25 protein-coding genes are annotated in these 24,122 nt (G+C 71.9%); 12 read left to right on the top strand and 13 right to left on the bottom strand.

The genetic code is table 11. From position 1 onward, the window contains the following. Positions 1 to 24: 24 nt before the first annotated feature. The 3 genes from AB0912_RS11980 to AB0912_RS11970 all read right to left on the bottom strand — a co-directional run bounded on the left by AB0912_RS11980 (position 25) and on the right by AB0912_RS11970 (position 3,580). Positions 25 to 1,830, bottom strand: a complete 1,806-nt coding sequence (locus AB0912_RS11980; protein WP_366698376.1) for a phosphatidylglycerol lysyltransferase domain-containing protein — start codon at positions 1,828 to 1,830, stop codon at positions 25 to 27. 188 nt (positions 1,831 to 2,018) lie between these two features. After that, on the bottom strand, positions 2,019 to 2,321 hold the full coding sequence (locus tag AB0912_RS11975; RefSeq protein ID WP_366698374.1) for a hypothetical protein: 303 nt from the start codon (positions 2,319 to 2,321) through the stop codon (positions 2,019 to 2,021). A 179-nt stretch (positions 2,322 to 2,500) separates the two neighbouring features. Next, complete coding sequence (locus tag AB0912_RS11970; RefSeq protein ID WP_366698372.1) at positions 2,501 to 3,580, bottom strand: NADH:flavin oxidoreductase/NADH oxidase; 1,080 nt, start codon at positions 3,578 to 3,580, stop codon at positions 2,501 to 2,503. Between the two features lie 173 nt (positions 3,581 to 3,753). Between AB0912_RS11970 and AB0912_RS11965 the strand changes: the two genes are divergently transcribed. Further along, entirely contained in the window at positions 3,754 to 4,113 is a 360-nt protein-coding gene (locus AB0912_RS11965) for a helix-turn-helix transcriptional regulator (RefSeq protein WP_366698370.1), read from the top strand. Here the strand turns inward: AB0912_RS11965 and AB0912_RS11960 are convergent. Continuing rightward, a complete protein-coding gene (locus tag AB0912_RS11960; protein ID WP_366698368.1) occupies positions 4,099 to 5,472 on the bottom strand; it encodes a nucleobase:cation symporter-2 family protein in 1,374 nt (457 codons plus the stop codon). The genes AB0912_RS11965 and AB0912_RS11960 overlap by 15 nt on opposite strands. A gap of 278 nt (positions 5,473 to 5,750) precedes the next feature. Next, on the bottom strand, positions 5,751 to 7,100 hold the full coding sequence (locus AB0912_RS11955; RefSeq protein WP_366698366.1) for an FAD-dependent oxidoreductase: 1,350 nt from the start codon (positions 7,098 to 7,100) through the stop codon (positions 5,751 to 5,753). A gap of 213 nt (positions 7,101 to 7,313) precedes the next feature. On the opposite strand from AB0912_RS11955, the gene AB0912_RS11950 reads away from it, so the two are divergent. Beyond that, on the top strand, positions 7,314 to 7,787 hold the full coding sequence (locus AB0912_RS11950) for a DUF6214 family protein (protein WP_366698540.1): 474 nt from the start codon (positions 7,314 to 7,316) through the stop codon (positions 7,785 to 7,787). Positions 7,788 to 7,809: 22 nt separating this feature from the next. Here AB0912_RS11950 and AB0912_RS11945 read toward each other — a convergent pair whose 3' ends face one another. Further along, positions 7,810 to 8,403 carry a DUF305 domain-containing protein gene (locus tag AB0912_RS11945; RefSeq protein ID WP_366698538.1) on the bottom strand — a complete coding sequence of 198 codons (594 nt, stop codon included), beginning with the start codon at positions 8,401 to 8,403 and terminating at the stop codon, positions 7,810 to 7,812. A 253-nt stretch (positions 8,404 to 8,656) separates the two neighbouring features. Here AB0912_RS11945 and AB0912_RS11940 point away from each other — a divergent pair, with 253 nt between their 5' ends. After that, positions 8,657 to 10,159: a hypothetical protein gene (locus AB0912_RS11940; RefSeq protein ID WP_366698364.1), complete on the top strand. Its 1,503-nt coding sequence runs from the start codon at positions 8,657 to 8,659 to the stop codon at positions 10,157 to 10,159. Here the strand turns inward: AB0912_RS11940 and AB0912_RS11935 are convergent. Then, entirely contained in the window at positions 10,147 to 10,878 is a 732-nt protein-coding gene (locus AB0912_RS11935; RefSeq protein ID WP_366698362.1) for a helix-turn-helix domain-containing protein, read from the bottom strand. The two genes, AB0912_RS11940 and AB0912_RS11935, sit on opposite strands and share 13 nt — an antisense overlap. Positions 10,879 to 11,140: 262 nt before the next feature. Here AB0912_RS11935 and AB0912_RS11930 point away from each other — a divergent pair, with 262 nt between their 5' ends. After that, the gene (locus tag AB0912_RS11930; protein WP_366698360.1) at positions 11,141 to 11,386 is read left to right on the top strand and encodes a DUF2630 family protein; all 246 of its coding nucleotides are present in this window, start codon (positions 11,141 to 11,143) and stop codon (positions 11,384 to 11,386) included. Between the two features lie 113 nt (positions 11,387 to 11,499). Here AB0912_RS11930 and AB0912_RS11925 read toward each other — a convergent pair whose 3' ends face one another. Together AB0912_RS11925 and AB0912_RS11920 are read right to left on the bottom strand one after the other, a co-directional pair. Next, positions 11,500 to 12,435 (bottom strand): M56 family metallopeptidase, encoded by a 936-nt coding sequence (locus tag AB0912_RS11925; protein ID WP_366698358.1) that lies wholly within the window; start codon positions 12,433 to 12,435, stop codon positions 11,500 to 11,502. A 112-nt stretch (positions 12,436 to 12,547) separates the two neighbouring features. Further along, complete coding sequence (locus AB0912_RS11920; protein ID WP_366698356.1) at positions 12,548 to 13,138, bottom strand: DUF5134 domain-containing protein; 591 nt, start codon at positions 13,136 to 13,138, stop codon at positions 12,548 to 12,550. Positions 13,139 to 13,336: 198 nt separating this feature from the next. On the opposite strand from AB0912_RS11920, the gene AB0912_RS11915 reads away from it, so the two are divergent. Together AB0912_RS11915 and AB0912_RS11910 are read left to right on the top strand one after the other, a co-directional pair. Then, positions 13,337 to 14,992, top strand: a complete 1,656-nt coding sequence (locus AB0912_RS11915) for an FUSC family protein (RefSeq protein WP_366698354.1) — start codon at positions 13,337 to 13,339, stop codon at positions 14,990 to 14,992. After that, complete coding sequence (locus AB0912_RS11910; protein WP_366698352.1) at positions 14,989 to 15,555, top strand: MarR family transcriptional regulator; 567 nt, start codon at positions 14,989 to 14,991, stop codon at positions 15,553 to 15,555. The genes AB0912_RS11915 and AB0912_RS11910 overlap by 4 nt, the downstream gene beginning before the upstream one ends. Before the next feature lie 48 nt (positions 15,556 to 15,603). On the opposite strand, the gene AB0912_RS11905 is transcribed toward AB0912_RS11910, so the two are convergent. Further along, the gene (locus tag AB0912_RS11905; RefSeq protein ID WP_366698350.1) at positions 15,604 to 15,990 is read right to left on the bottom strand and encodes a VOC family protein; all 387 of its coding nucleotides are present in this window, start codon (positions 15,988 to 15,990) and stop codon (positions 15,604 to 15,606) included. A gap of 70 nt (positions 15,991 to 16,060) precedes the next feature. Here AB0912_RS11905 and AB0912_RS11900 point away from each other — a divergent pair, with 70 nt between their 5' ends. Beyond that, on the top strand, positions 16,061 to 16,600 hold the full coding sequence (locus AB0912_RS11900) for a GNAT family N-acetyltransferase (protein ID WP_366698348.1): 540 nt from the start codon (positions 16,061 to 16,063) through the stop codon (positions 16,598 to 16,600). 152 nt (positions 16,601 to 16,752) lie between these two features. Here the strand turns inward: AB0912_RS11900 and AB0912_RS11895 are convergent, their stop codons facing one another. Then, positions 16,753 to 17,436 carry a glycerophosphodiester phosphodiesterase family protein gene (locus tag AB0912_RS11895; RefSeq protein ID WP_366698346.1) on the bottom strand — a complete coding sequence of 228 codons (684 nt, stop codon included), beginning with the start codon at positions 17,434 to 17,436 and terminating at the stop codon, positions 16,753 to 16,755. Positions 17,437 to 17,747: 311 nt separating this feature from the next. Here AB0912_RS11895 and AB0912_RS11890 point away from each other — a divergent pair, with 311 nt between their 5' ends. From AB0912_RS11890 to AB0912_RS11875, 4 genes are all read left to right on the top strand, one after another. Beyond that, a complete protein-coding gene (locus AB0912_RS11890) occupies positions 17,748 to 19,145 on the top strand; it encodes a DUF6421 family protein (protein ID WP_366698344.1) in 1,398 nt (465 codons plus the stop codon). 41 nt (positions 19,146 to 19,186) lie between these two features. Further along, a complete protein-coding gene (locus AB0912_RS11885; RefSeq protein ID WP_366698536.1) occupies positions 19,187 to 19,942 on the top strand; it encodes an SDR family NAD(P)-dependent oxidoreductase in 756 nt (251 codons plus the stop codon). Continuing rightward, complete coding sequence (locus tag AB0912_RS11880; protein ID WP_366698342.1) at positions 19,939 to 21,015, top strand: low specificity L-threonine aldolase; 1,077 nt, start codon at positions 19,939 to 19,941, stop codon at positions 21,013 to 21,015. The genes AB0912_RS11885 and AB0912_RS11880 overlap by 4 nt, the downstream gene beginning before the upstream one ends. A 400-nt stretch (positions 21,016 to 21,415) precedes the next feature. Next, a complete protein-coding gene (locus AB0912_RS11875) occupies positions 21,416 to 22,108 on the top strand; it encodes a phenylalanine--tRNA ligase beta subunit-related protein (RefSeq protein ID WP_366698340.1) in 693 nt (230 codons plus the stop codon). A 31-nt stretch (positions 22,109 to 22,139) separates the two neighbouring features. Here the strand turns inward: AB0912_RS11875 and AB0912_RS11870 are convergent, their stop codons facing one another. Both AB0912_RS11870 and AB0912_RS11865 read right to left on the bottom strand, forming a co-directional pair. After that, positions 22,140 to 22,868, bottom strand: a complete 729-nt coding sequence (locus AB0912_RS11870) for a lysophospholipid acyltransferase family protein (RefSeq protein ID WP_366698338.1) — start codon at positions 22,866 to 22,868, stop codon at positions 22,140 to 22,142. Positions 22,869 to 23,053: 185 nt separating this feature from the next. Continuing rightward, positions 23,054 to 23,470, bottom strand: a complete 417-nt coding sequence (locus AB0912_RS11865; RefSeq protein ID WP_366698336.1) for a DUF4395 domain-containing protein — start codon at positions 23,468 to 23,470, stop codon at positions 23,054 to 23,056. Between the two features lie 75 nt (positions 23,471 to 23,545). Between AB0912_RS11865 and AB0912_RS11860 the strand changes: the two genes are divergently transcribed. Further along, positions 23,546 to 23,959 (top strand): thioredoxin family protein, encoded by a 414-nt coding sequence (locus AB0912_RS11860; RefSeq protein ID WP_366698334.1) that lies wholly within the window; start codon positions 23,546 to 23,548, stop codon positions 23,957 to 23,959. Positions 23,960 to 24,122 lie beyond the last annotated feature (163 nt).

Here is a 24,122-nt window from a genome sequence, read left to right as displayed (position 1 = left end):
CCAACTCCCGTGAGAGCGGCCGTATTACGACGGTCGGCCGGCCCGCTCCCGGCGTCGTCCGGCGAACCGGGGGAGGGCCGGCGGAGCGAGGAAACCCTCGGCACGGGCGGCGGCGATGCCGATGCGGGGGAGATCGGCGCTCTTCTCGAAGAGCAGATAGCGGGGTTCCCAGACCGGCCGGTACTTGGCGTTGGCCCGGTAGAGGGATTCGAGCTGCCACCAGCGCGAGAGGAACGTCAGCACCGAACACCACAGCCGCAGCACGGGACCCGCGCCCAGCCGCGTCCCCCGCTCGAACACCGACCGGAACATCGCGAAGTTCAGGGACACCCGGTCGACACCGATCTCCTCGGCGCGGCCCAGGAGTTCGATCACCATGAACTCCATGAGCCCGTTGTCGGAGTTGCGGTCCCGGCGCATCAGGTCGAGGGACAGCCCCCGTTCACCCCACGGCACGAAGCTCAGCACGGCCCGCGGCACCCCGTCGCCGTCCTGGCACTCCAGCATCACGCACCGCCCGTCGGCCGGATCGCCCAGCCGGCCGAGCGCCATCGAGAAGCCGCGCTCGGTCTCCCCGTCGCGCCACTGGTCCGCCCGGTCGGTCAGCGCGGCCATGTCGGCGTCGGGAATGTCCTCGTGCCGCCGGACGCGCACGGTGTGCCCGGCCCGCCCGACCCGCTTGTGCGCCTGCCGGACGCCCCGCATCGCGCGCCCCTCCAGGGTGAAGTCCGCGCGGTCCACGATCGCCTCGTCGCCGAGTTCCAGCGCGTCCAGACCGTGCCGCGCGTACACGGTCCCCGCCTCCTCGCTCGCGCCCATCACCGCGGGCGTCCACGCGTGCCGCCGGGCCTCCGACAGCCAGGCCTCGATCGCGCCGGGCCAGGCCTCCGGGTCGCCGATCGGATCACCGGAGGCGAGGGTCACGCCCCCGACGACCCCGTACGCGATCGCCGCCTTGCCGCTCGGGGACCAGATGACCGCCTTGTCGCGGCGCAGCGCGAAGTAGCCGAGCGAGTCCCGTTCCCCGTGCCGCGCCAGCAGCTCCCGCAGCCGCCTCTCATCCGTCTCGCCGAGGAGTTCGAGGCCGCGCGGGGAGCGGAAGCAGGCGTAGAGCACCAGCAGGAAGGTGCCCGCCATGAGGACGTTGACCAGCACGTCGACCCAGCGCGGAGCGGCCACGGTGTCGAAGCGGTCGGCGAGCGGGCCGACGCTGACACCGCGCAGCAGGGTGTACGCGATCCGGTCGCCGAGCGGGGTACCCGTGACCCGGTTGGTGGCGCTCACCAGGAGGGTGCCGAGCGCGGCGCTGACGAGGAGCCCGCCGGCGCCGACGGCCAGCGCGAGCCGGGGGTTCGAGCGGTCCCCGACGGCGTGGAACTCCCGGCGGCCGAGCAGCAGGGCGCCGACGAAGAGGGCGGTGAGCAGGACCGAGAGCCAGTTGAAGCAGTGCTGCCGGTAGCGCTCCTGGGTCAGGGCCACGCCGTAGAGCACCAGGAGCGGTCCGGCCAGCAGCATGTTGAAGATCCACGCGGCGCGTTTGCGGCGGCGCATCACGAGCGCGAGGAAGAGGGCGAGCGCCGCCGAGACCAGGCCAGCGGTGGCCAGGTACGGGGTGAAGTACTCGCCCGCGTTGTGTTCGTGGACCTCTTCGCCGAAGGGCAGCGAGACCACCGCGACGACGTTGAGGAGCGCGAGCAGCCGCAGGTACCAGACGGTGGACGCGGCGGCCCGCCGCCGGAGCCTGCCGTCTTTCCGGCCGTCCGGGTCCGCCGTCCGGCGCGCGCCGGTGTTCCGCTGTTCCTTGACGGGCGCTGACTGTTGTACCGACACCGTGGAGCATCACCTTGGGGAGCGGCCGGGCGTACCGGCGCGAGCGGAGGGCGGAACACTACACGGCGTAGGGAAAGGGAAGGTTATCGCCGCGTAGGAGTGATGACCGGTGGTAAGGGAGGGGTGTGAATCCGCAGGCGTGGCGCGTCGCGGTGCCCTGGCGCTCTCCACCGGCCGCCCGCCGACCGTCAATTGCGCCCGGGGTTCTTCAACTGCCCGTCCCGGCAGGCCTCCGCGCTCTCCGTGAGGGGACGGCCACGGGTCGCGGCCCACCACAGGAGGTCGCCGAGCGCCGCGCCCGCCGCGACGAGGGCCGTGATCACCCCGGCCATGGTCAGTCCGTCGCCGAGGTGCGGGCGCCCGTGCAAGGCGTGCAGATCGAAACCGCACAGGTGGTAGACGCCCACCGCGGCGATCCCCAGACTCGGCACGAGCAGTGCCAGCACGGACGCGGGACCGCGTGCCGTGCGTCCGGCGTCACGTTCCCTCACAGGTTCCCCCTGACGTACGACGCTCTCACCGAGGGAACCTACAGCACGTAGGGTCGCCCCGGCGTGGCCTTGTTCCCATTGTGTTGCGCCGGGTACCCGCGAGCGCGCCCGTCACGCACCGGCGTGTCGGACGCGCTGTCAACGGGGCGCGCTTCAGGGGGAGTTCGCGTCGGGAAGGGTCACACCGAGCGGTGGTACTGCTCCGGCACGCGGACCTCGGCACCGAGTTCGCGGGCCGCGAGACGGGCGAAGGAGGGGTTGCGCAGCAGCTCACGGCCCAGCAGCACCGCGTCGGCCTCGCCGTTGGCGACGATCTTCTCCGCCTGCTCGACGCCGGTGATCAGACCGACCGCCGCGACGGGCAGCGACGTCTCCCTCTTCACCCGCGCGGCGAACGGCACTTGATAGCCGGGCCCAACGGGAATGCGCACACCCGGGGCGTTCCCGCCCGTGGACACGTCGAGCAGGTCCACGCCGTGCTCGCGCAGCTCGCCGGCGAAACGGACGGTGTCGTCGGCGGTCCAGCCCGCCTCCTCCAGCCAGTCCGTCGCGGAGATGCGGAAGAAGAGCGGCTTGTCGTCCGGCCAGACCTCCCGCACGGCGTCCACCACGTCGAGCGCGAACCGCGTCCGGTTCTCGTACGAGCCGCCGTAGGCGTCGGTGCGGTGGTTGGAGTGCGGCGAGAGGAACTCGTTGACGAGGTAGCCGTGGGCGCCGTGGATCTCGACTGTCTCGAAACCGGCGGCGAGCGCGCGCCGGGCCGCGTCCGCGAACTGCCGCACGATCTCCTCGATCCCGGCCACGGTCAGCTCGTCGGGGACCGGGTGCCCGTCGTCGAAGGGGAGCGCACTGGGCGCGAGCGCCTGCCAGCCGTGCGCGTCCGGGCCGACCGGCGCGCCGCCCTTCCAGGGCCGGTCGGTGGAGGCCTTGCGCCCGCCGTGCCCGAGCTGGATCGCCGGGACCGTGCCCTGGGCGCGCAGGAAGCCGGTGATCCGGCGGAACGCCTCGACCTGCGTGTCGTTCCAGATGCCCAGGTCGTACGGGGAGATCCGCCCCTCGGGCGAGACGGCGGTCGCCTCCACGATGATCAGGCCCGTGCCGCCGGTGGCACGCGCGGCGTAGTGGGCGAAGTGCCAGTCGTGCGGGGCGCCCGCCAAGGGGCCCTCGGGGGTCGCCGAGTACTGGCACATCGGCGGCATCCACACCCGGTTGGGGATGGTGACGTCGCGCAGGACGTAGGGCTCGAAGAGCGCGCTCACGGCGGACTCCATTCGTCGCGGGGCCGGGATACGGCTCGTACGATAGGCATCGTAGTACGGCAGGTGTCAAACTACGATGGGTCTCGTACAATGAGGGCTCCGGGGGAAGCCCCGGACCCGCCCCCTCCCGGACCCGGACCGGACCGGGGGTCCCCGGACGATGTGGAGCCACCGTGACGACCGCCGCCCCCGCCCCCAGCGGCCGCGATCTGCCGCATCCCCCGCGCGCGGAGATCCGGCTGGAGTCCGTGCTGCACGCCCTCTCCGACCCGATGCGGCTCCAGGTCGTGCGCCAACTCGCGGCGGACGGCGGTGAGTTGTCCTGTTCGCACTTCGTGCTGCCGGTCACCAAGTCCACCACCACCCACCACTTCCGGGTGCTGCGGGAGAGCGGGGTGATCCGGCAGGTCTACCGCGGCACGGCGAAGATGAACGGGCTGCGCACGGACGACCTGGAGGCCCTGTTCCCGGGCCTCCTCGGCCGTGTCCTGGAAGCGGCGGACCGCCAGGAGGAGCGGCTAGGCGCTCGCTGAGGCCGCCTCGGCCTCCGGCCCCACCTCCGGCTCCGGTGCCGTCTTCGGCCGGCTCTCCCTGCCGGGCAGGTGGTTGAAGAGCAGGTTGAGGGCGATCGCCGTCAGGCAGCCCGCGCTGATCCCGCTGTTCATGACCGTCTGGAACCAGTCGGGGAACCGCGCGTAGACGCCCGGGACGCCGACCGGCAGCATGCCGACGGCGACCGAGACGGCCACCACGGTCAGGTTGTTGTTCCCCCTGAAGTCCACCTCCGCCAGCGTGCGCAGACCGCTCGCGGCGACCGTCCCGAACATCACCAGGCCGGCGCCGCCGAGCACGGGCGCGGGTATCGCGGCGACCACCGCGCCCAGCTTCGGCAGCAGGCCGAGCAGCACCAGGATGCCGCCCGCCGCCGCGACCACCCACCGGCTGCGCACCCGGGTCATGCCCACGAGACCCACGTTCTGCGCGAAGGCCGTGTAGGGGAAGGTGTTGAAGACACCGCCGAGGACCGTGGACAGACCGTCGGCCCGCAGGCCGTCCGCGAGGGTGCGCGGCTCGACGGGCCGGCCGGTCAGCTCGCCGACCGCGATGAAGTCGCCGGTCGTCTCGGTCATCGTCACCAGGGCCACGACCAGCATCGAAACGATCGCCGAGACGTGGAAGGCCGGCGCCCCGAAGTGGAACGGCGTGCTGATGCCCACCCAGTCCGCGTCCCCCACCCCGCCGAAGTCAGTGAACCCGAACGGCACCGCGACCGCGAGGCCCACGGCGATGCCGACGAGGACGGCCGTGCGGCTCAGGAAGGCGGGCGCGAACCGCTGCACGGCCAGGACCACGACCAGGACGAAGGCGGCGAGCGCCAGGTTCTTCGGCGCGCCGAAGTCCTTCGCGCCCGCACCTCCCGCCGCCCAGTTGCCCGCGACCGGCAGCAGGGAGACGCCGATGATGAGGATGACCGTGCCCGTGACGAGCGGCGGGAAGAAGCGCAGCAGCCGGCCGAACACCGGGGCGAGCAGGACGATCGCCAGTCCCGCGACGATCACCGATCCGTAGATCGCGGGCAGCCCGCCGTCCGTCGTCCCGATGAGGACCATCGGAGAGACGGCGGCGAAGGTGCAGCCCTGCATGATGGGCAGCCGCACGCCGAAGCGCCAGAAGCCCACGCACTGGATCAGCGTCGCGATCCCGCACACGAGCAGGTCCGCGGTGATCAGATACGCCAGGTCGGCGGGCGACAGCTTCATCGCGCCGCCCACGATCAGCGGCACGGCCACCGCACCCGCGTACATCGCGAGCACGTGCTGGAGCCCGAAGGCGGCCAGTTGGCGAACGGGGGGAACCTCGTCTACGGGATGCACGGGAGCGGTGGTTGCCATGGGCACTCCTGGAGCTGCGGGGAGAGGGAACGTCCGCACGGCATGAGCACGCCCGGACAGCACGAGACCGTAGGCGCCTTGAACAGTTTGTTGATTTCCGGTCTGTTGCCGGTGTGTGTCCGGGGTTTCGGACCGTCAGGAGCCAGGGGACCGGCCGTCTGCGGTAGGGGTGGGAGGGGGGCCGGTCGGGGCCGACGGGAGACGTCGGTCTCCCGCGGGGCTCGGGTGCCGTCCGGGTGGGCGGGGGCGCGCGGGGGCCGTGACGCGCCGGGTCCGCGTCAGTGGTGCGTGCCCCGAGCCGCCGCCCACAGCGCGTCCCAGTCGGGCAGCTTGACCGCACCCCGGCCAAGGCTCGCGCCGAGTTCCGCCTCGGCCCGCTCGATGGCCTGCCATCCGGCCCACTCGACCGGCCGCACGCCCTCGGCCAGCAGCGCGGCGAGCGGGTCCCCGGCCACTTTCCGGCGTACGAGCGCGGGGGCGTCCTCCAGGAGCGAGGTCACCGTCTCCTTGGCGCAGGGCCGGTTGGTGCCGATCACCCCGGTCGGCCCCCGCTTGATCCAGCCCGCCACATACTCGCCCGGCACGACCACACCGTCCCGCAGCACCCTCCCCGCCAGGTTCGGCACCGTACCGAGGAGCGGGTCGAAGGGCAGCCCGTCGAGCGGCATCCCCCGATAACCCACCGAACGCAGCACCAACTGCGCCTCGATCTCCTCGAACCGGCCCGTCCCCGTGACCCCGCCCGCCCCGTCCGGCACCGTCCGCTCGAAGCGCACCGCGCCCACCCGCCCGCCGGACGCGAGGAGTTCGACGGGACGCAGGAAGAACCGGGGACGGATGCGGCGGGGCCTGCCGAGCGGCGCCGCGTCCGCCCAGCCCCGCAGCACCTCCACGTTGCGCCGCTGGGCCGCGGGCAGGCCGGAGGGGTCGAGGTAGTCCGGGTCGAGCGCCAGCTCCGCCGGGTCCACCACCACTTCGGCGTCCGGCAGGGTGCCCAGCTCGCGCAGCTCCTTGGTGGTGAACCGGGCCTGCGACGGTCCGCGCCGCCCCACCATGCTGATGTCGGCGACCTGGCCGGCCGCCAGCGCGGCGAGCGCCGCCTCCGGCATGTCGGTGGCGCTCAGCTCGGGCGCGCCGCGCGCCAGGATGCGGGTCACGTCCACGGCGACGTTCCCCACGCCGATGACCACCGCCGAGCGCGCGTCGCGCACGAAGGTGCCTGCCGCCGCGTCGGGATGCGCGCTGTACCAGGACACGAACTCGGTCGCCGACCAACTGCCCGGCAGATCCTCCCCGGGGATGCCGAGATGCCGGTCGGTGGCCGCGCCGACGCAGTACACCACCGCGTGGTACAGCTCCCGCAGCCGCGCCACCGGCACCCCGCCCGGCCCGATCCGGACACCGCCGAGGAACCGCACCCGCTCGTCCTCCAGGACGGCCCGCAGACTGTTCTGCAACGACTTGATCTTCTCGTGGTCGGGCGCCACCCCGTAGCGCACCAGGCCGTACGGGCAGGGCAGCCGGTCAAGGACGTCGACCCGGACGTCCGGCGGACCGCTCCGCTGGACCAGGCCTTGCGCGCTGTAGACCCCGCTGGGTCCCGAGCCGACGACGGCTATGTGCAGCACGGCGGAACTCCTCACCCGAGGGATCCGGAAGATCGCGGACGTGAGAGCGCTGGCCCTTCCAGGATCGCACCCCCGGCGCTCCGCTGACAGGGTGCTGCGCGAGGCGGGGGCGCGCGTGTCCGTTCGTATGGAATGTGATGATGCGGTTACGTTCCGTATGTGCTAGAAGCATCGTTCCTTAATCTGTCCGACCGCTGCCGCACGGACGGCGCGGTGTCGGTGTGGCCCGCCTGGGAGGTCCGGGAGGCCGGGACCCCCACGTCCTGGTTCCATGTCCGGCTGGCCTTCCCCGACGGCGCCCGCCTGGAGCTGCTCGCCGTGCTGTCCGGGGCCGGTGTGTCGGTCGAGGACGTACGGGCCGAGCCGCCCCTCTCGCTGGACGACCTCGCGTCGGTCGCCGACTGGATCGAGGAGCCGCTGTTCGAGGCGTGCGGAAGCAGGCTCGGCGCCGACGGCGACTCCGCCCGGGCAGAGGACGGCTCGGCCCGCCGGGCGCGGCCGGCCTGGCCGCGGGGCGCGGAAGGCCGCCGGCTCGTCGCCGACGCCTACCGCGCGGCACAGGAGGCGGGCGTGGACCCGGTGCTCGCCGTCATGAACGCCAGCGGCCACAGCCGGCGCGCGTCCCTGCGGCTGATCGCCGCGGCGCGCGACGCCGGACTGCTGACACCACGTCATATCCGGCGCTGACGAACGTAGTTGCCGCGCGGCGTCAGGACATCGCGCGCATCCGGCTGATCTCGGTCGTCTGCTGGGCGATCACGTCGTCGGCCATCTCCTCGATCCGGATGTTGTTGCCCTGTGCCTTCACGTCCGTGGCCATGCGGATCGCGCCGTCGTGATGGGTGATCATCAGCCGGAGGAAGAGCCGGTCGAACGCGCCGCCCTCCGTCGCGCGCAACTCCTTGAGCTGCGCCTTCGTCGCCATGCCGGGCATCGCCGCGTGATCGTGGCCCGCGGACGCCCCGACGCGGCCGTTCGTCTTCAGCCAGCTCTTCATGGCGGCGATCTCCGGCCCCTGCGCGGCCGCGATCCGCTCGGCGATCCGCCGAACCGCCCCCGACCTGGCCTGCTTCGGGGCGAGTTCGGCCATCTCCAGGGCCTGGGCGTGGTGGGTGATCATCATCCGCGCGTAGGCGAGGTCCGCGGTGTTGGGGGTGTCGTCGTCGGAGCGCCGCTTTTCCGCCTCCTCGGCCGAAAGGGTCTCCGCGGCCTCACCCGGCTTGCCGGGCGCGATCACCGAAGGTCCCCCCGCCGCCGGGGACCCGGCCTCGGAGCCGGAGTCGCACCCCGCCAGCGCGAGCATGGCGACGACGGCCACCGACGCCGCGAGCAGGGACGTACGGGGCGCATGACCAGTAAGCACGGCGGCCTCCTGTGGCACACGAATCGGCTGACATCTCAAGGGAGTTGATGACCGCACTGGCGCGCTTCCGAACGTCACCGATCACGAACATTCATGACGAGTACGTTGCCATCTGTTGATCTGTACATGGTCAGGACGATACTTCAGGGGTCCGTGAACCGTTCGACTCCGAACGGCTACAAGGGAGAACACAGTGACCCTGTCGAACCACCCCCCAACGCGGCACAGACGACTGGGAGTCGCCGTCGCGGCGGCCGGACTCCTCGCCACGCTGTTCACCGCAGGCCCGGCGGCAGCCACCCTCGACCCCGGGGACGCTCCCGCCGCGACGGAACGGGTCTCCGGGAGCGAGGCGGCCGCGGCGCGGGCGGCGATCGCGAGCGGCGAGATACCCGGGAGGGACGAGGTCGTCCACTCCGACAACATCGAACACCTCGCCAACGTGCCCAAGGGCGCCTTCACCGGCATCAACTCGGACCTGGCCTTCCAGGGCAAGTACGCCTTCGCCGGCAACTACGACGGCTTCCGCGTCTTCGACATCAGCGACCCGAAGGCACCGAAGACCGTCGCCCAGGTCCTCTGCCCCGGCTCGCAGAACGACATCTCCGTCTCCGGCGACCTGCTCTTCCTGTCCACCGACTCCTCGCGCAGCGACGACTCGTGCGCGAGCACCACACAGCCCGCCACGGAGAAGTCGTCGTGGGAGGGCATGAAGGTCTTCGACATCAGCGACAAGGCGAACCCCCGGTACGTCGCCGCCGTGGAGACCGCCTGCGGCTCGCACACCCACGCGCTGGTGCCCGACCGCAAGAACGTCTACCTGTACGTCTCCTCGTACTCGCCGAGCGCCGCCTTCCCCGACTGCCAGCCGCCGCACGACGGCATCTCGGTCGTCAAGGTCCCGCGCAAGGCTCCCGAGAAGGCGGCCGTGGTGAACTTCCCGGTGCTCTTCCCCGGCGAGGGGCCCGACGGCGGCGGCAACCCGGGATCGCCCACCAACCCGGGCGTCAGCAAGACGACCGGCTGCCACGACATCACCGTGCTGCCCTCGAAGAAGCTGGCCGCGGGCGCCTGCATGGGTGACGGCATCCTGCTCTCCATCGCGGACCCCGAGCACCCGAAGGTCATCGACCGGGTCCAGGACAACGTCAACTTCTCGTTCTGGCACTCCGCGACCTTCAGCCAGAAGGCCGACAAGGTGGTCTTCACCGATGAGCTGGGCGGCGGCGGAGCGGCCACCTGCAACGAGGCGACCGGTCCGACCCGTGGCGCCGACGGCATCTACGACATCGTCGGCAGGGGAGACCACCGCAAGTTCGTCTTCCGGAGCTACTACAAGATCCCGCGCCACCAGGCCGACACCGAGAACTGCGTCGCCCACAACGGCTCGTTGATCCCCGTCAAGGGCAAGGACCTCATGGTCCAGGCGTGGTACCAGGGAGGCGTCTCCGTCTGGGACTTCACCAACTCCGCCAAGCCCAAGGAGATCGCCTACTTCGAGCGCGGCCCGCTGTCCACCGACACCCTCGAGGTCGGCGGCTCGTGGTCGGCGTACTACTACAACGGCTACATCTACTCGAACGACATCGCCAAGGGCTTCGACGTACTGAAGCTCAGCGACCGCCGCACGGATCCGGCCAAGCGGGTCCACCTGCGGGAGCTGAACGTCCAGACCCAGCCGGACTACTTCGGCTGACCGTCCGCCGGCCCCGGGCCGGTGTCGAAGAAGCGTGACAGATCGGAGTGGGGGGTGCCGCCCGGCGCGGCGGCGTCCCGCGCACCGGTGCCGGGAGCCTCGGCGCCGGAAGCGCCGGAAGCGTCGGCGTCGGGTGGTACCCCCAATTCCCAGTCCAGCCCGTACCGTTTGAACAACTCCGTCCGCAGCACCGGGACCCGCATCGGCACGCCCGGCACCAGCGCCGCGTACACCGCGCCCATGAGCAGCGCGCGCAGCATCGGATAGTCCGCCGAGACCTGCGTCGAGCCGTACGCGGCGACGGTCTGCCCGAGCAGTTCGGAGAGCCGGCGCTGCTCCGGGCACTGGACGAACCCCTCGGCCTGGAGCAGTCCGGCCATGTGCTGGCGCATGAGGACCGGCTGGTCCCGGGTGAGCCCGAGGATCGCGTCGATGGCCCGAGCCATCCGCTCCCTGCCGTCCTCGGTACGCGGCTCGCGTTCGAGCGCCTCCTCCAGTGTGCGGTGCATCAGCCGGTGCACGGCGGACTGGAGGAGCTGCCGCTTGCCGGGGAAGTAGTACGACACCAGTCCGCGGGCCGATCCCGCGCGGTCCGCGATGTCCCCGAGGGTCGTCGCGTCGTAGCCGCGCTCGCTCACCAGCTCCACGGCGGCCTGCAACAGCCGTTCCCGGGAACGCCGCCGCAACTCTTCATTGACCGAGGCGCTTCGCGGGGACATGCTGTAACTCCTGCGTTGACTGGCTGCCAGCCAACTATACTCAACGCGTCCGGACCGAGGCCCTCCAGGGCCGGGGTTCCGGGCTGCCGCCGACCTGGGGCGACGCGGGGGATCGCCTCAGGTCGAGTGCGGCGGCGGCCCGACCGCATGCCGTCGGCGCTCTCCTTTCCGTCCCCGACGGCCGCCCGGTGCCACTTCCATCGCTCGCCGGGGTGCCGGGTCCTCCTTAGAGTGGCTTGGAGGCCCGAGGAGGCGTACGGACATGGATCAAGAGCAGATCCTCAGCAGGATCACGGCGATGGTCGACGACGAGCGGCGGCTGCGGGAGGCTGTGGCGGCGGGGGAGATCGACAGTTCCACGGAGCGTGTGCGGCTCGCGGAGCTGGAGCGGGAGCTGGATCAGTGCTGGGACCTGTTGCGTCAGCGGCGGGCGAAGTCCGAGTTCGGCGAAAACCCGGACGAGGCCCAGCCGAGGTCGACGTCCCAGGTCGAGGGCTACCTGGGCTGAGCCCCGACCTCCCCGGGGAGGGGGATCTCTCTTCTCAGGGGAGCGGGTATCCGGCTGGAATCTCTGCCCGCATCCGGCGGGAGGGGGTGCGGCCAAGCCGTTCCAGAACAGGGCTAGCCCAGCGCTCGCAGGCCCGGGACGAACGCCACCAGTACCGGGATCACCGGCACCAGCGCCGCGGCCGCCGTCAACTGGAGCCGGCGGCCGGCCGTGAGCCGGTGCCGCGGGGTGAGGAGCCGGTCCACGCGCTGGGGGACGTGCGCACCCGGGGCCGGGCAGGGCCCGAACACGCCCCGGTCCTCGTTGAGTTCGACCAGCGCGAGCGCGATGGTCAACCGCCCGAAGCGGCGCGAGGCGACATCGTCCGCCGCCAGCTCCACCAGCCGGTGCATCTCGTCACGGAACGCCGCGAACACCGGCACCCGCGGAAACCCGTTGGCCAGCGCCCCCGAACAGTGCAGCAGCCAGTCGTGGCGAGCCCGCGCGTGCCCCTGCTCGTGGGCGAGCACCGCATCGAGCTGGCGCCCCTTCAGGCGCCGCAACGCGGCCGTGGTGATGACGAGTTGAGGCGCCGCCCCGGGCAGCCACCAGGCATCGGGGCGCTCACCCTCCAGGACGACCAGACGATCCGCCCCCGGCTCCTCACCGGGCAACAGCGGCGCCCGCACGAGGAGTTCACGCCGGCTCTGCCGGCGCCTGCGGCGCGCCCGGAAGATCTCCCGCGCCAGCATCGCCGCCGTCCACGCACCCCCGCACGCGAGAGTGACCGCCGTGACGGCGGCCCAGGGGCTCCCGAGGCTCAGCGCGTAGGCGTCCACGACGGGAGCCGGCGCGCCGTCGAAGACATGCCCCCGCACGGCGGTCCAGGCGGCGGCAGCGGAGAGGGTCATCGACAGGACGCAGCACAGCAGCACCGCCGCCACGACGCACTGCCACACCCACAGGGCGATTACCGGTTCTCGGTCCGGCCAGTCCGCCCGGGCAAGCAGTCGCGGAGCGACCACGGCGACCAGGGCGCCGAGCAGCAACAGTGCCGCGGGGACCATCATGGACCGAAGCCTATGAGCGGGGCGTCGCCGCTGGATACGGTCAGCGACACCAAGTGACGTACACCACGGTTTCGCGCACCCCCGCCGAGGGGTCCCAGGACGGCGGCGCGCGTCACAGCGTGACGAGCATCGCCAGCATCGCGATCCCCATCGACAGCCGGCAGGCCTCGGAGAGTTCGGGCCGGTCCCCCCACCGCACGGTGGTCCGCGCCCCCCACTCCCCGGGCTCCGCCCCGCCAGGACCGCCGCCCCCGACCGTCACGGGCAGCAGCCGCGCGCCCGACCGGAGCACGTACCCGGCGAAGTAGAGAAGAAGCACCCCGGTCAGGGCAGGGACGCCCGCCCCGGCGCCCGCGTGGCCGTGTTCGTGGTGGGCGGGCGCCGCGGTCATGACGGCGGCCATGTAGACCATCGCGACCGCGCCCATCAGATGGTGCAGTTGATGTGCGCTGGTGCGGGCGGCCCACAGCCCGCGCAGGGCGGCGGCGCCGAACACCGTCACATAGGCGAGCCAGGCCCAGCGCGGCGGGGCCACCACGGCGGCCGGTACGGCCATCGCGGCCATGCCGAACCCCATGAGTGCCTCGGCGCCCGCCGTGCGCCGCTGTTCCTCGACGGGACTGCGCATCCGCACCAGGCAGTAGGCGCCGGTCGCCGCGCACAGCGCGACGAGCAGCCAGCCGGGCGAAGCCGGTTCGTACACCGTGGAGCCTCCCCGCTCGACGACGCCGGACATCGGTCGGTCAGGGCATGCCCAGGCCGGCCGGGGCGCAAGCAAGCGCAAGGGTGTACGCGGGGGAGCGTGCGGGGAGTGCGCCGCGCCCGTGCTCTGCCCGCCGTGCGGCCACCGCATACCCGCCCTCATATCGTTTACGAGTAAAACACTTGCTAAGGTTATGGGATGAGCAGCGCACCCGCCCCCACTCGCCCCCCTCTCCGCTCGCGCACCCACCGCCTCCCCGTCTCCGGCGTCCTCCGCCTGGGCCGGCCCTCCGACATCTGGTTCAAGCCCGCCCTGAGCGTCGTCGTCGCGGTCGCCCCGCCGAACCTCACGCTGCTGGCACTCGGCCGCCTGGACCTCGCGATGTACACGATGGCCGGGTCGCTGTGCGCGCTCTACGCCCACAACCGTCCGTACGCGGCCCGCGCCCGCGTCCTCGCCCGGGTGGTGCTGGGGATGCTCGGCGGGCTGGGCGTCGCGCTGGTCACGGCGTCGCTCACCACGAACGCCGTCGTACTGGTGGCCGTCGGCGCGCTGCTCGCCGCCGCGCAGAAGACGATGTGCGACGCGACCCGCGTCGGCCCGCCCGGGCACGTGGTCCTCGCGTTCATCTCCTCGGCGTCCCTGTTCGTGCCGCAGACCCTCGGCCAGGTGCCCGGCCATCTCGCGCTCGGCGCGGCGGCGGGAGCCTGGGCCTGGATCGTCGGCATGGCCCCCGGACTCGTCCGCCCGCACGGGCCCGAGCGCCGCGCCACGGCCCACGCGCTGACCGCCGCGGCGGCGTCCGCCCAGACCCCGGACGACGCCCGGGCCCGCGCCGCCGGTGCCGCGGCCGTGCACGCGGCCTGGGAGTCGCTGCTGTCGACGGGAGCGCGCACCGTACCCCGCCGTGCCCTCGAACGGCTCGTCGTGCGCGCCGAGGTCGCGCTCGCCGCGCCCGCCGACACCGACCCCGACCAGCTGCGCGCCCTGGCCCGAGAACTGGCCGGCACCGGCCCCGTGGCCCGCCCGGACGGTCTCGGGGACGCGGCCGACGAACTCCTCGGCGTGGAGACTGCCCTCGCCTTCGGCCGCCGGCCGCTGCTCTCCCGCCTCCGCCCGCTCGCCCCGATCGCCCTGCGCACGGCCGTCGGCTGTGCCCTCGCCGGCTGCGCGGCGCTGGCCCTCGGCGTAGGCCGCCCCTACTGGGCGCTGGTCACCGCCGCCTCCCTCTACCAGGCCAACATCACCCTCACCTGGAGCCGTGGCGTGCAGCGCGTCGTCGGCAACCTCGTCGGCGTGCTCCTGTTCGCCGCCCTCGCCCCGCTCGCCCACCTCGGCGCGGCCTCCCTCGTCCTGTGCTCCCTCGCGCTGAACTTCGGCGCCGAGGCGTTGATCAGCCGGAACTACTGGCTGGGCAGCGTCTGCGTGACCCCGATGGCCCTGCTGATCACCGAGTTCGCCCGCGCGCAGCGGCCCGGCGAGCTGATGGCCGACCGGGTCCTGGACACCCTCGTCGGCGCGCTGGCCGGTCTCGTCGCCGCGGTCCTCGTCACCAACCGGCGGGCCGGCGACCGGATCGAGGACGCGCTGTCGGCGGTCGAGCGCGCCCGGGAACACGCCGAGGGGCTGCTCGCCGAGGAGCGCCCCGGCACGGGCGCCCTGGAGTCGGCCCGCCGCACACTGTCCGCCGCCGTCGTGGACCTGCGCGCCAGCGCCGACGCCGCGGCAGGCGAGTGGTGGCAGCGCGCCCTGCCCGAGGAGCGTGTGATGCGGGCCGAACAGGCCGGACACCGTACGCTCGCGGCGACGGTACGACGCCAGGGACTGCACGGCCGGGAGGGCGCACAGGCATGACGACAGCGGACGGACGGAGCACGGCGGACGGCGAGCCGGCGGCGGGGCCGCCCCCGGCACCCGTCGACACGGTGGCCGCCGTCGTGCGCCAGTGGGAGACCGTACGGCCGGATCTCGACACCGGGCCCATGGAGGTCATCGGGCGGGTCAACCGCTGTGCCGCGCTCCTCCAGCAGGCCGAGGACGCCCCGCTGCGCCGGGCCGGGCTCACCCGCCCCGAGTTCGACGTGCTCGGCACCCTGCGCCGCACCGGGCACGAGCTGACCCCCGGCGAGATCGCCCGTGAGACGTTCTCCTCGGGCGCCGCCGTCACCAAGCGACTCAAGGCGCTGACCGAGCGGGGCCTGGTCGAGCGGCGCGGCGACACCCGTGACCGCCGGGTCGCGCACGTCAGGCTGACGGACGCGGGACGCGACCTGGTCGACGGCGTCCTGCCCGACCAGCTCGCCTACGAGACGACGGTCCTGTCCGGTGTGGACGCCGAGCGGCAGCGCGAACTGGCCGCCCTCCTCGGCGAGTTGCTGGGCCAGCTCGAAGGGCGCCTGGGTCTGCCGCGCGCCTGAGACCGCCGCCCACCCGGGGACCTCTCCGCACGCCCGAGCCGGTCGGGGTCAGGGCCGGTAGCGCAGGGGATGGTCGGCCGGGGTCTCGACGAGCACGATCTCCGTCCCGTCCGGGTCCTTGATCCACATCTCGATCAGCCCCCACGGCTCGCGCACCGGGGACCGCGTGATCTCGACGCCGGCCGCCACCAACTCCTCGTGGGCCGCCGCGGCGTCGGCGACCTGGAGCCAGAGTTTCAGGGCGGGGGACGGCGGTGTCGCGGACCGCCCGGAGACCTCCAGGAAACCGCCGCCGAGGAAGTACACGGTCCCGCGCTCGGGTCCCGTACCGAACTCGCGGTAGACGGCGAGGCCGAGGCGCTCGCCGTAGAAGGAGCGCGAGCGCTCCGGGTCGGTGGGGCGCAGGAGGACGCGGCTGCTCAGTACATGCACCATGCAGCGGGATCATAGGGGCGGGATACGCTCGGGCGTGCCCGAGCCGCGCCACCGAACGGAGAACCGCTCCATGGAAACCGCCGCCACCGGCCTGACCTTCCGCGACGCCACCGACAGCGACGTGGACGTCCTGGTCGCGCTGATCGAATCGGCGTACCGAGGCGACGCCAGCCGAGCCGGGTGGACCACGGAGGCCGACATCCTGAAGGGACAGCGGACCGACCCGCAGGGCGTCCTCGACGTCATCAAGTCGCCGGACAGCCGGCTCCTGACCGTCGAGCGGGACGCCGAGGTGGTCGCCTGCTGCCAACTGGAGCACCGCGGCGACCACGCCTACTTCGGCATGTTCGCGGTCAGCCCGGCCCTCCAGGGCGGTGGACTCGGCAAGGTGATCATCGCGGAGGCGGAGCGCACGGCCCGCGAGACCTGGGGGGTCACCGAGATGCACATGACGGTGATCTCCGTGCGCGAGGACCTGATCGCCTGGTACGAGCGGCGCGGCTACCGCCGTACGGGACGGATGACCCCGTTCCCGTACGGCGACGAGCGCTTCGGGATTCCGCAGCGCGACGACCTGCGCTTCGAACTGCTGGTCAAGCCGCTCGGCTAGGACAGGACGCGGACCGGAGGACCCGTATTGGCGGACCCGTACCGGGCCGGGTCCTCCCCGGCCCGCCAGTCCCACCGGCCCCGCCAGTCCCACCGGCCCCGGCGATCTCACATGTCCCACGCGACTCACATGTCCCGCGCGCCTCACGCGCCTCACGCGGTGAAGCGGCCGGTGCGTTTGATCTCGGGGTAGTCGGTGGTCGCGCCGTCCAGTTCCAGGGCGCGCACCAGCCGCAGCTGGTCCTGGGTGTTCACCACCCAGCCGATGATCCGCAGCTCGGCCTCGCGGGCCTTCTCGACCACCTCCAGGCTCAGCCTGCGGATGTTGAGGCAGACGCTCTCGGCGCCGACCTCCACGGCGCGTTCCACGACGTCGACGCCGTAGCGGCTGGCGATCAGCGCGGTGCGCACCCCCGGCACCAGCCGGGTGATCTCGGCGACGGCCTCGTCGTGGAACGAGGACACCTCCACCCGGCCGACCAGATCGCGCCGGTGCATGACCTCGGCCAGCGCCCGGGCCGCCGCGACGTCCTTGATCTCGGCCTGCAAGGGCGAGGTGACGGCGTCCAGGACCTCCTCGAAGACGGGGACGCGCTCGCCGCGCCCGGCGTCCAGCGCGCGCAGCTCCGCGAGGGTCTTCTCGGCGATCGGCCCCGAGCCGTCGGTCGTCCGGTCCACGTCGGCGTCGTGCATGACGACGAGCGCGCCGTCCTTGCTGAGGTGCAGATCGAGTTCGATCAGGTCGAGGCCCGCGTTCTGCGCGGCGGTGAAGGAACGGAGGGTGTTCTCGGGTTCGACACCCATCACTCCGCGGTGACCGATGGTGAGGAAGTTCAAGACGCGACTCGCTTCCGTCGACGGCGGCTCGGCTCGCGCGCGGTTCCGGCGCGGACGCCCACGCGGCAAGGCCGCAGCCTAGTGGCCTGACTGTGCGATGTACCCGCTCCTACGCCGGGCAATGAGGGTGTCGGACGGGGAGGTCTGCCCAGAAGGCCCGGGCCGCATGCGGTCGCCCTTCCCCTGTCCGACAGGAAAAAACGCGGTGAAGACACGGGTGGGCAGGACAATCTCCCGGATCTCCTCTTGCGGGAAGGAACCTCGTATACATACGGTGTCCACACGCGAGGTTCTCCTGTGGAGGGTGGGACATGACGGAAATGCTTGTGCAGGTCGGTGCGGAGGGTCGAGTTCCTCCCGTCGCCAGGGTGGTGGAGCACCCGGCGTGGCCCGTGCTCAAGGATGCCGTCGAGGAGATCCGGCCCTGGCAGGCCAAGGACGGCTCCATCGACTTCGACGCGGAGAACGCCCCGGACGCCTCCGACGTCGACCTGGCGGTCCGGCGCGCGATAGACGCGATCGAGCGGCTCTCCCCGCTCCTGCCGCACGACGCGGCCTACCACGAGGCCCTGGTGAAGGACCTGCGCCGCTGGGCGGACGCCGGGTTCCACGTGCCCGACTTCCTCGACTCGCTGCTCGCCTTCCAGCCCGCCGCGGCCCGCGAGGACGGCCTCCAGCACCTCGTCGTCTTCCCCATGTACACGCAGAACGGCAACCCGAACCGCAACTTCGAGGCCGTCGTCCTGCGCATGGTCTGGCCCGACTGGCTGGCCGAGCTGGAGCGCACGCGCTACGACAACCCGCTGTTCTGCGGCATCACCTTCGAGGACTTCACCGCCGGGTACGACACCAACTCGGCCGTCCTCTTCCCGGAGACCATCGCGGTCCGCGAGGCGCCCGAGCGCTTCTCCTGGGGCGGCATCTTCTGCGACCGCGAGGCCGCCCGCTTCCGCGCCGTGACCGACGCCGCCGTCGGCATCCTCGGCCTGGAGCTGCCCGAGGACATCGCCGCCATGGTGGACGACCAGGCGCGCTGCGAGCAGGCCTTCGTCCTGTGGGACATGGTCCACGACCGCACCCACAGCCACGGCGACCTGCCCTTCGACCCCTTCATGATCAAGCAGCGCCAGCCGTTCTGGATGTACGGCCTCGAAGAGCTGCGCTGCGACCTCACCGCCTTCAAGGAGGCCGTGAAACTGGAGGCCGAGGGCAACGCGCACGGCCGTGACGTGCAGTACGCGGTGCTCTTCGACCGGATGTTCCGCTTCCCGGTCACCGGCGACCGCGTGCGCAACTACGACGGGCTCGGCGGCCAGCTCCTCTTCGCCTACCTGCACAAGCACGACGTCGTCCGCTGGACCGACAACAAGCTGCACATCGACTGGCAGCGCGCCCCGCAGGTCACCAACCAGCTCTGCGGCGAGATCGAGGACCTGTACCGGGCCGGCATCGACCGCCCCAAGCTCGTCCACTGGTTCAAGGCCTACGAGCTGGTCTCCACCTACCTCGCCCCGAACCCCGGCTCCCGCTGGGCCAAGGGTCCGGACGCCCTCGACCTCTCCCAGCCGCCGCGCAAGCTGGTGGACGACGTGCTTCCGGACGAGTTTCCCCTGAGCATGTTCTATGAGGCGCTCGCCAAGAAGCTGAAGAACGTGATCGCCTCCACCAAGGGCATCACGGCGGCAGACTCCGAGCGGATCGCCGCGTGACCGACCGCGGTACCGAGATCATTGCTCAGGAGGCGAAGACCATGGGGAACGGGGCTCTCAGCGGTGCGGTGATCGCGGTGGCCGGAGCGGGCGGACCCGCCGGCCGGGCGACACTGCTCCGCCTCGCCGAGGCGGGCGCGACCGTCATCGGCGCGGACAACGACGCCGAGCGGCTCGCCGAGGCGGTGGACGCGGCCAGCTACGCCCACGGCGGCGCCACCGTCGTCGGGGACACGGTGGATCTGCTGGAACTCCAGTCCACCCGTGACTGGGCCACCCGCATCCAGAAGGACTTCGGCCGGGTGGACGGACTCGTCCACCTCGTCGGCGGCTGGCGCGGCAGCGAGACCTTCACCAAGACGGTCCTCGACGACTGGGACCTGCTCGAACTGCTGCTCATCCGCACCGTCCAGCACACCAGCCTCGCCTTCCACGAGGCGCTGCAGAGCAGCGAGCGCGGCCGGTACGTCCTGATCAGCGCTGCCGGCGCGAGCAACCCCACCGCGGGGAACGCCGCCTACTCCGCCGCAAAGGCCGCCGCCGAGGCGTGGACGCTCGCCATGAGCGACTACTTCCGCAAGGCCGGAATCGCCGAGGGCGCGGAGGGTGCGACATCCGCGGCTGCCATCCTGGTCGTGAAGGCGTTGGTGCACGACGCGATGCGCGCCGAGCGACCCAACGCGAAGTTCGCGGGCTTCACGGACGTCAAGGACCTGGCCGAGTCCATCGCCGGCGTCTGGGACCGGCCCGCCGCCGAAGTGAACGGAAAGCGTCTGTGGCTGACCGAGAAGCCGTGAACCCACCGAAGACCGACGCCCGGCGTCATCACGACCCGGCCGTCCGCGGTTTCGCCAGTGACAACTACGCGGGGGCCCACCCCGAGGTGCTCGCCGCGCTCGCCGTGGCCAACGGCGGGCACCAGGTCGCGTACGGCGAGGACGACTACACCGACCACCTCCAGACGGTCATCCGCAGCCACTTCGGCGCCGGCGCGGAGGCCTTCCCGGTCTTCAACGGCACCGGCGCGAACGTGGTCGCCCTCCAGGCGGTCACCGACCGCTGGGGCGCGGTGATCTGCGCCGAGAGCGCGCACATCAACGTCGACGAGGGCGGCGCCCCCGAGCGCATGGGCGGCCTCAAGCTGCTCACGGTGCCCACGCCCGACGGCAAGCTCACACCCGAGCTGATCGACCGGCAGGCGTACGGCTGGGACGACGAGCACCGGGCGATGCCGCAGGTCGTCTCGATCACCCAGAGCACCGAACTGGGCACGCTGTACACGCCCGGCGAGATCCGGGCGATCTGCGACCACGCCCACGCGCACGGCATGCGGGTGCACCTGGACGGCTCCCGGATATCCAACGCCGCCGCCTCCCTGGACGTCCCCATGCGGACGTTCACCAACGCGGCCGGCGTCGACATCCTCTCGCTCGGCGGCACCAAGAACGGGGCGCTGTTCGGCGAGGCGGTGGTCGTCATCAACCAGGACGCCGTCCGCCACATGAAGCACCTGCGCAAGCTGTCGATGCAGCTCGCCTCCAAGATGCGGTTCGTCTCCGTGCAGTTGGAGGCGCTGCTCGCCAAGGACCTGTGGCTGCGCAACGCCCGGCACGCCAACGAGATGGCCCAGCGGCTCGCCGAGGGCGTCCGCGCGGTGCACGGCGTGGAGATCCTCCACCCGGTCCAGGCCAACGCGGTCTTCGCCCGCCTCCCGCACGAGGTGACCGAACGGCTCCAGAAGCGCTACCGCTTCTACTTCTGGGACGAGTCGGCCGGCGACGTCCGCTGGATGTGCGCCTTCGACACGACGGAGGACGACGTCGACGGCTTCGTCGCCGCGCTCAAGGAGGAGATGGCGCAGCAGAGCTAGGGCGTGTCGTTTGGATCATGTGGCGGGTCGCGGGGCAGGGCACGCACATCTGCGGCGTTGTCGTCGGTTGCCGACGCTCCGCGTCGTCGCCCTCCTCCGCCTTGCAGCTGCACGCACCCTGCCCCGCTCGGCCCAGCCGACAAGGCGCCGCACTCCGGCGCCACCTGATCCAAACGACACGCCCTAGACGCCGGCCGTGTCGACGGCACCCCCGCGTCAAGCCGATGGCACCCCCGCGTCAAGAGGGGCGGTCTTCACGCCCGATCACAAGTCCAATGAGCTGGACTGCCCGGTGTTGTACGCTGAACATCACCCGGCCGTGACCGGGTTCTGAAGGCCGCCCGGACCTCGTTGTCCCCGTGGCGAGCGCTTCCCACCGCACTCTGACGCGAGGCAGACGATGACTCTCACACTCACCGTGTCCGACGACGTGCGCGCGCTCGCGCCCGGGTTCACCCATGTCGTCGTGGAGGCGGACGGACTGGTGAACGGGCCGAGCACCGAGGGCACTTCGGCGCTCCTCGACGACGCGGCCCGCCGGCTCGCCGCGCGGCTGGAGGGGCGGGCGCCGCACGAGGACCCGCACATGGCGGCCTGGCGGGAGACCTACACCGCGTTCGGCTCCAAGCCCTCCCGCACCCGCAACTCCGCCGAGGCGCTGGCCAAGCGCGCCCTCACGGACGCGGGCCTGCCGCGTATCAACGTGCTCGTGGACGTCTACAACGCGATCAGCGTGGCCCACCTGATCCCCGTCGGCGGCGAGGACACCGACCGCATCCAGGGCGCGATGCGCCTGGTGCGCGCCACCGGCGCCGAGGACTTCGTGACCGTCGCGGGCGGCGAGGAGACCGTCGAACACCCCGACGCCGGCGAGGTGGTGTGGCGCGACGACGCCGGTGTCACCTGCCGCCGCTGGAACTGGCGCCAGGGGCCGCGCACCCGGCTCACCGAGGAATCCACCTCGGCCGTCTTCCTGTTGGAGAGCCTCGCCCCGATGCCCGTCGCGGACGTCGAGAGCGCGGGCGCCGAACTCGCCGAACTGCTGGCGAAGTTCAGCCCCGGAGCGCGGATCACCGTCCACGCCCCGGAGTGAAGCGCCGGAGCGCGTCTCGGCCGGGGGCAGCTCAGCGGGCCTCGGCCGCGCGCACCTCTTCCGGGGTCGGCGCGGTGCCGCCGAGATGAGCGGGCATCCACCAGGTGTCGTCCGGCCCCTTGGGGCGTACGGGATAGGCGCGCTGCGCCGCTTCCAGCAGCTCCTGGACCCGCTCGCGCAGCCGCCGGGTGATGGCGCCCGCGTACTGGTCCTGCGGGGCCTCCACCGGAGCGCCGACCCGGATGGTGATCGGGGTGTGGCTGCGCTTGAAGTTGCGCGGGTGACCCTTGGTCCACAGCCGCTGCGTGCCCCACAGCGCCATCGGGATGAGCGGCACACCGGCCTCCTGGGCCATGCGCGCCGCACCCGACTTGAAGCTCTTCAGCGTGAAGGACTGCGAGATGGTCGCCTCGGGGAACACCCCGACGATCTCACCCGAACGCAACGACTCCAGCGCGTGCTGGTAGGCCGTCTCGCCCTGCTTGCGGTCCACGGGGATGTGCTTCATGCCCCGCATCAGCGGCCCGGAGATCCGGTGCCGGAACACCGACTCCTTCGCCATGAAGCGCACCAGCCGTTTCTGCGGCAGGGCGGCCAGGCCGTCGAAGATGAAGTCCAGGTAGCTGATGTGGTTGCTGACCAGCACGGCGCCGCCCGAGCGCGGAATGTTCTCCGATCCCTGGCAGTCGATCTTGAGGTCCCAGGCCTTGAACAGCGTCTGGGCGAAGGCGACGACGGGACGGTAGACAAGCTCTGCCATGGACGGAGTGGACCCTTCTCTCTGCCTGGGAAGGGGTTCCCGGCGGGAAAGTTACGCAGCCGTAGGTTTACGGCATTGCGCAGATCGTGCCCGAAGAACGGACGGGTGGCCAGTCCTGGTGCCGGAGAACGGCGAGATCCTTGTCACGTCGCCCACTTGATCGACCTCGGGGTTTTAACCCGCCTTTACTCCGCGCGTACCGTCATGCGCCGCACGAGCAGGTACATCTCGCACCCCAGGCAGTACCCGAACGCCGCATTGAGAAACGCCGCCGCCAGCGCGCAACCGGTCGCCGCGAGCCCCAGCCAGTGCGGACCGGCGGTGAAGCCGATCAGCCCGACCACCGCGAAGACCAGCCCGACCGCCTGCGCGAACTGCGGCGGCTCCGGCGCCTCGAACTCCTTCGGCGGCCCCAGCCGGGGCCGCACCACCTTCCGGAACAGCCAGCCGTACGGCGAGCGCGCCACCCCGCCCGACGCGCCCAGCGCGAACGCCAGCGTCTGCCAGGCCAGCAGCCAGGCGCTCCCGGTTATCAGCGTCGCCGCCAGCACCAGGGTCGTCACTGCCGCGCCGAAACGCGGTCCCCTCACATCGATGTCCATGATTCAAGGATTCCGTATCCCGGGCAGTGCGCGCGCCCGGGAATCTTTGCGGTCTCGTGAATGCTTGTGCAGGAGATGACCGGACTTGTGGTGTGCCTGGCGGTGCTCGCGCTGGCGAGCGTGTACGGAGTGCTGCATCGGCGGCGGAGCGGGAGGGTGACAGTGCGCGGGCGCGACGACGGAAAGCGGCTCGGCGCGGCGGAGTTGGGGCAGGGACTCGGTGAACGGGCCACGCTCGTGCAGTTCTCCAGCGCCTTCTGCTCCCCGTGCCGGGCGACCCGGCGGGTGCTCGGCGAGGTGGCCGGCATGGTCCCGGGCGTGTCCCACGTGGAGATCGACGCCGAGGACCACCTCGACCTCGTCCGCGACCTCGGCATCCTCAAGACCCCCACCGTCCTCGTCCTCGACGCGGACGGCCGGATCGTCCGGCGGGCGACGGGACAGCCGCGCAAGGCGGACGTCATCGCCGCGCTGGGAGAGGCGGTGTGAGCGGTGACGATCATGGTGAGGCATCTCGCAGATCCCCGTGCGCACTTGACTGCGCGCACCACCTATCGTCAGCCTGACCGTATGCCCCCGGAACTCCTTCTCCACGAGCGCCTCCCTGTGGATCTGGCCCGCACCGCGAGTGCGTGCTGTCCGGGCTGTTGAG

Source organism: Streptomyces sp. NPDC007084 (assembly GCF_040703595.1).
In the GTDB taxonomy this organism is placed as follows: domain Bacteria; phylum Actinomycetota; class Actinomycetes; order Streptomycetales; family Streptomycetaceae; genus Streptomyces.
Note: the sequence above shows the minus strand (reverse complement) of the source record. Positions and strands in the feature narration are given on the sequence as shown.

What these genes read in the sequence shown, in the direction of transcription:
- AB0912_RS11910 (WP_366698352.1), top strand. Translation starts at nt 14,989, where the DNA reads ATGACGACAGCGGACGGACGGAGCACGGCGGACGGCGAGCCGGCGGCG.
- AB0912_RS11905 (WP_366698350.1), bottom strand. Translation starts at nt 15,990, where the DNA reads ATGGTGCATGTACTGAGCAGCCGCGTCCTCCTGCGCCCCACCGACCCG.
- AB0912_RS11870 (WP_366698338.1), bottom strand. Translation starts at nt 22,868, where the DNA reads ATGGCAGAGCTTGTCTACCGTCCCGTCGTCGCCTTCGCCCAGACGCTG.
- AB0912_RS11875 (WP_366698340.1), top strand. Translation starts at nt 21,416, where the DNA reads ATGACTCTCACACTCACCGTGTCCGACGACGTGCGCGCGCTCGCGCCC.
- AB0912_RS11960 (WP_366698368.1), bottom strand. Translation starts at nt 5,472, where the DNA reads ATGGCAACCACCGCTCCCGTGCATCCCGTAGACGAGGTTCCCCCCGTT.
- AB0912_RS11860 (WP_366698334.1), top strand. Translation starts at nt 23,546, where the DNA reads ATGACCGGACTTGTGGTGTGCCTGGCGGTGCTCGCGCTGGCGAGCGTG.
- AB0912_RS11900 (WP_366698348.1), top strand. Translation starts at nt 16,061, where the DNA reads ATGGAAACCGCCGCCACCGGCCTGACCTTCCGCGACGCCACCGACAGC.
- AB0912_RS11930 (WP_366698360.1), top strand. Translation starts at nt 11,141, where the DNA reads ATGGATCAAGAGCAGATCCTCAGCAGGATCACGGCGATGGTCGACGAC.
- AB0912_RS11890 (WP_366698344.1), top strand. Translation starts at nt 17,748, where the DNA reads ATGACGGAAATGCTTGTGCAGGTCGGTGCGGAGGGTCGAGTTCCTCCC.
- AB0912_RS11865 (WP_366698336.1), bottom strand. Translation starts at nt 23,470, where the DNA reads ATGGACATCGATGTGAGGGGACCGCGTTTCGGCGCGGCAGTGACGACC.
- AB0912_RS11885 (WP_366698536.1), top strand. Translation starts at nt 19,187, where the DNA reads ATGGGGAACGGGGCTCTCAGCGGTGCGGTGATCGCGGTGGCCGGAGCG.
- AB0912_RS11935 (WP_366698362.1), bottom strand. Translation starts at nt 10,878, where the DNA reads ATGTCCCCGCGAAGCGCCTCGGTCAATGAAGAGTTGCGGCGGCGTTCC.
- AB0912_RS11915 (WP_366698354.1), top strand. Translation starts at nt 13,337, where the DNA reads ATGAGCAGCGCACCCGCCCCCACTCGCCCCCCTCTCCGCTCGCGCACC.
- AB0912_RS11945 (WP_366698538.1), bottom strand. Translation starts at nt 8,403, where the DNA reads ATGCTCGCGCTGGCGGGGTGCGACTCCGGCTCCGAGGCCGGGTCCCCG.
- AB0912_RS11925 (WP_366698358.1), bottom strand. Translation starts at nt 12,435, where the DNA reads ATGATGGTCCCCGCGGCACTGTTGCTGCTCGGCGCCCTGGTCGCCGTG.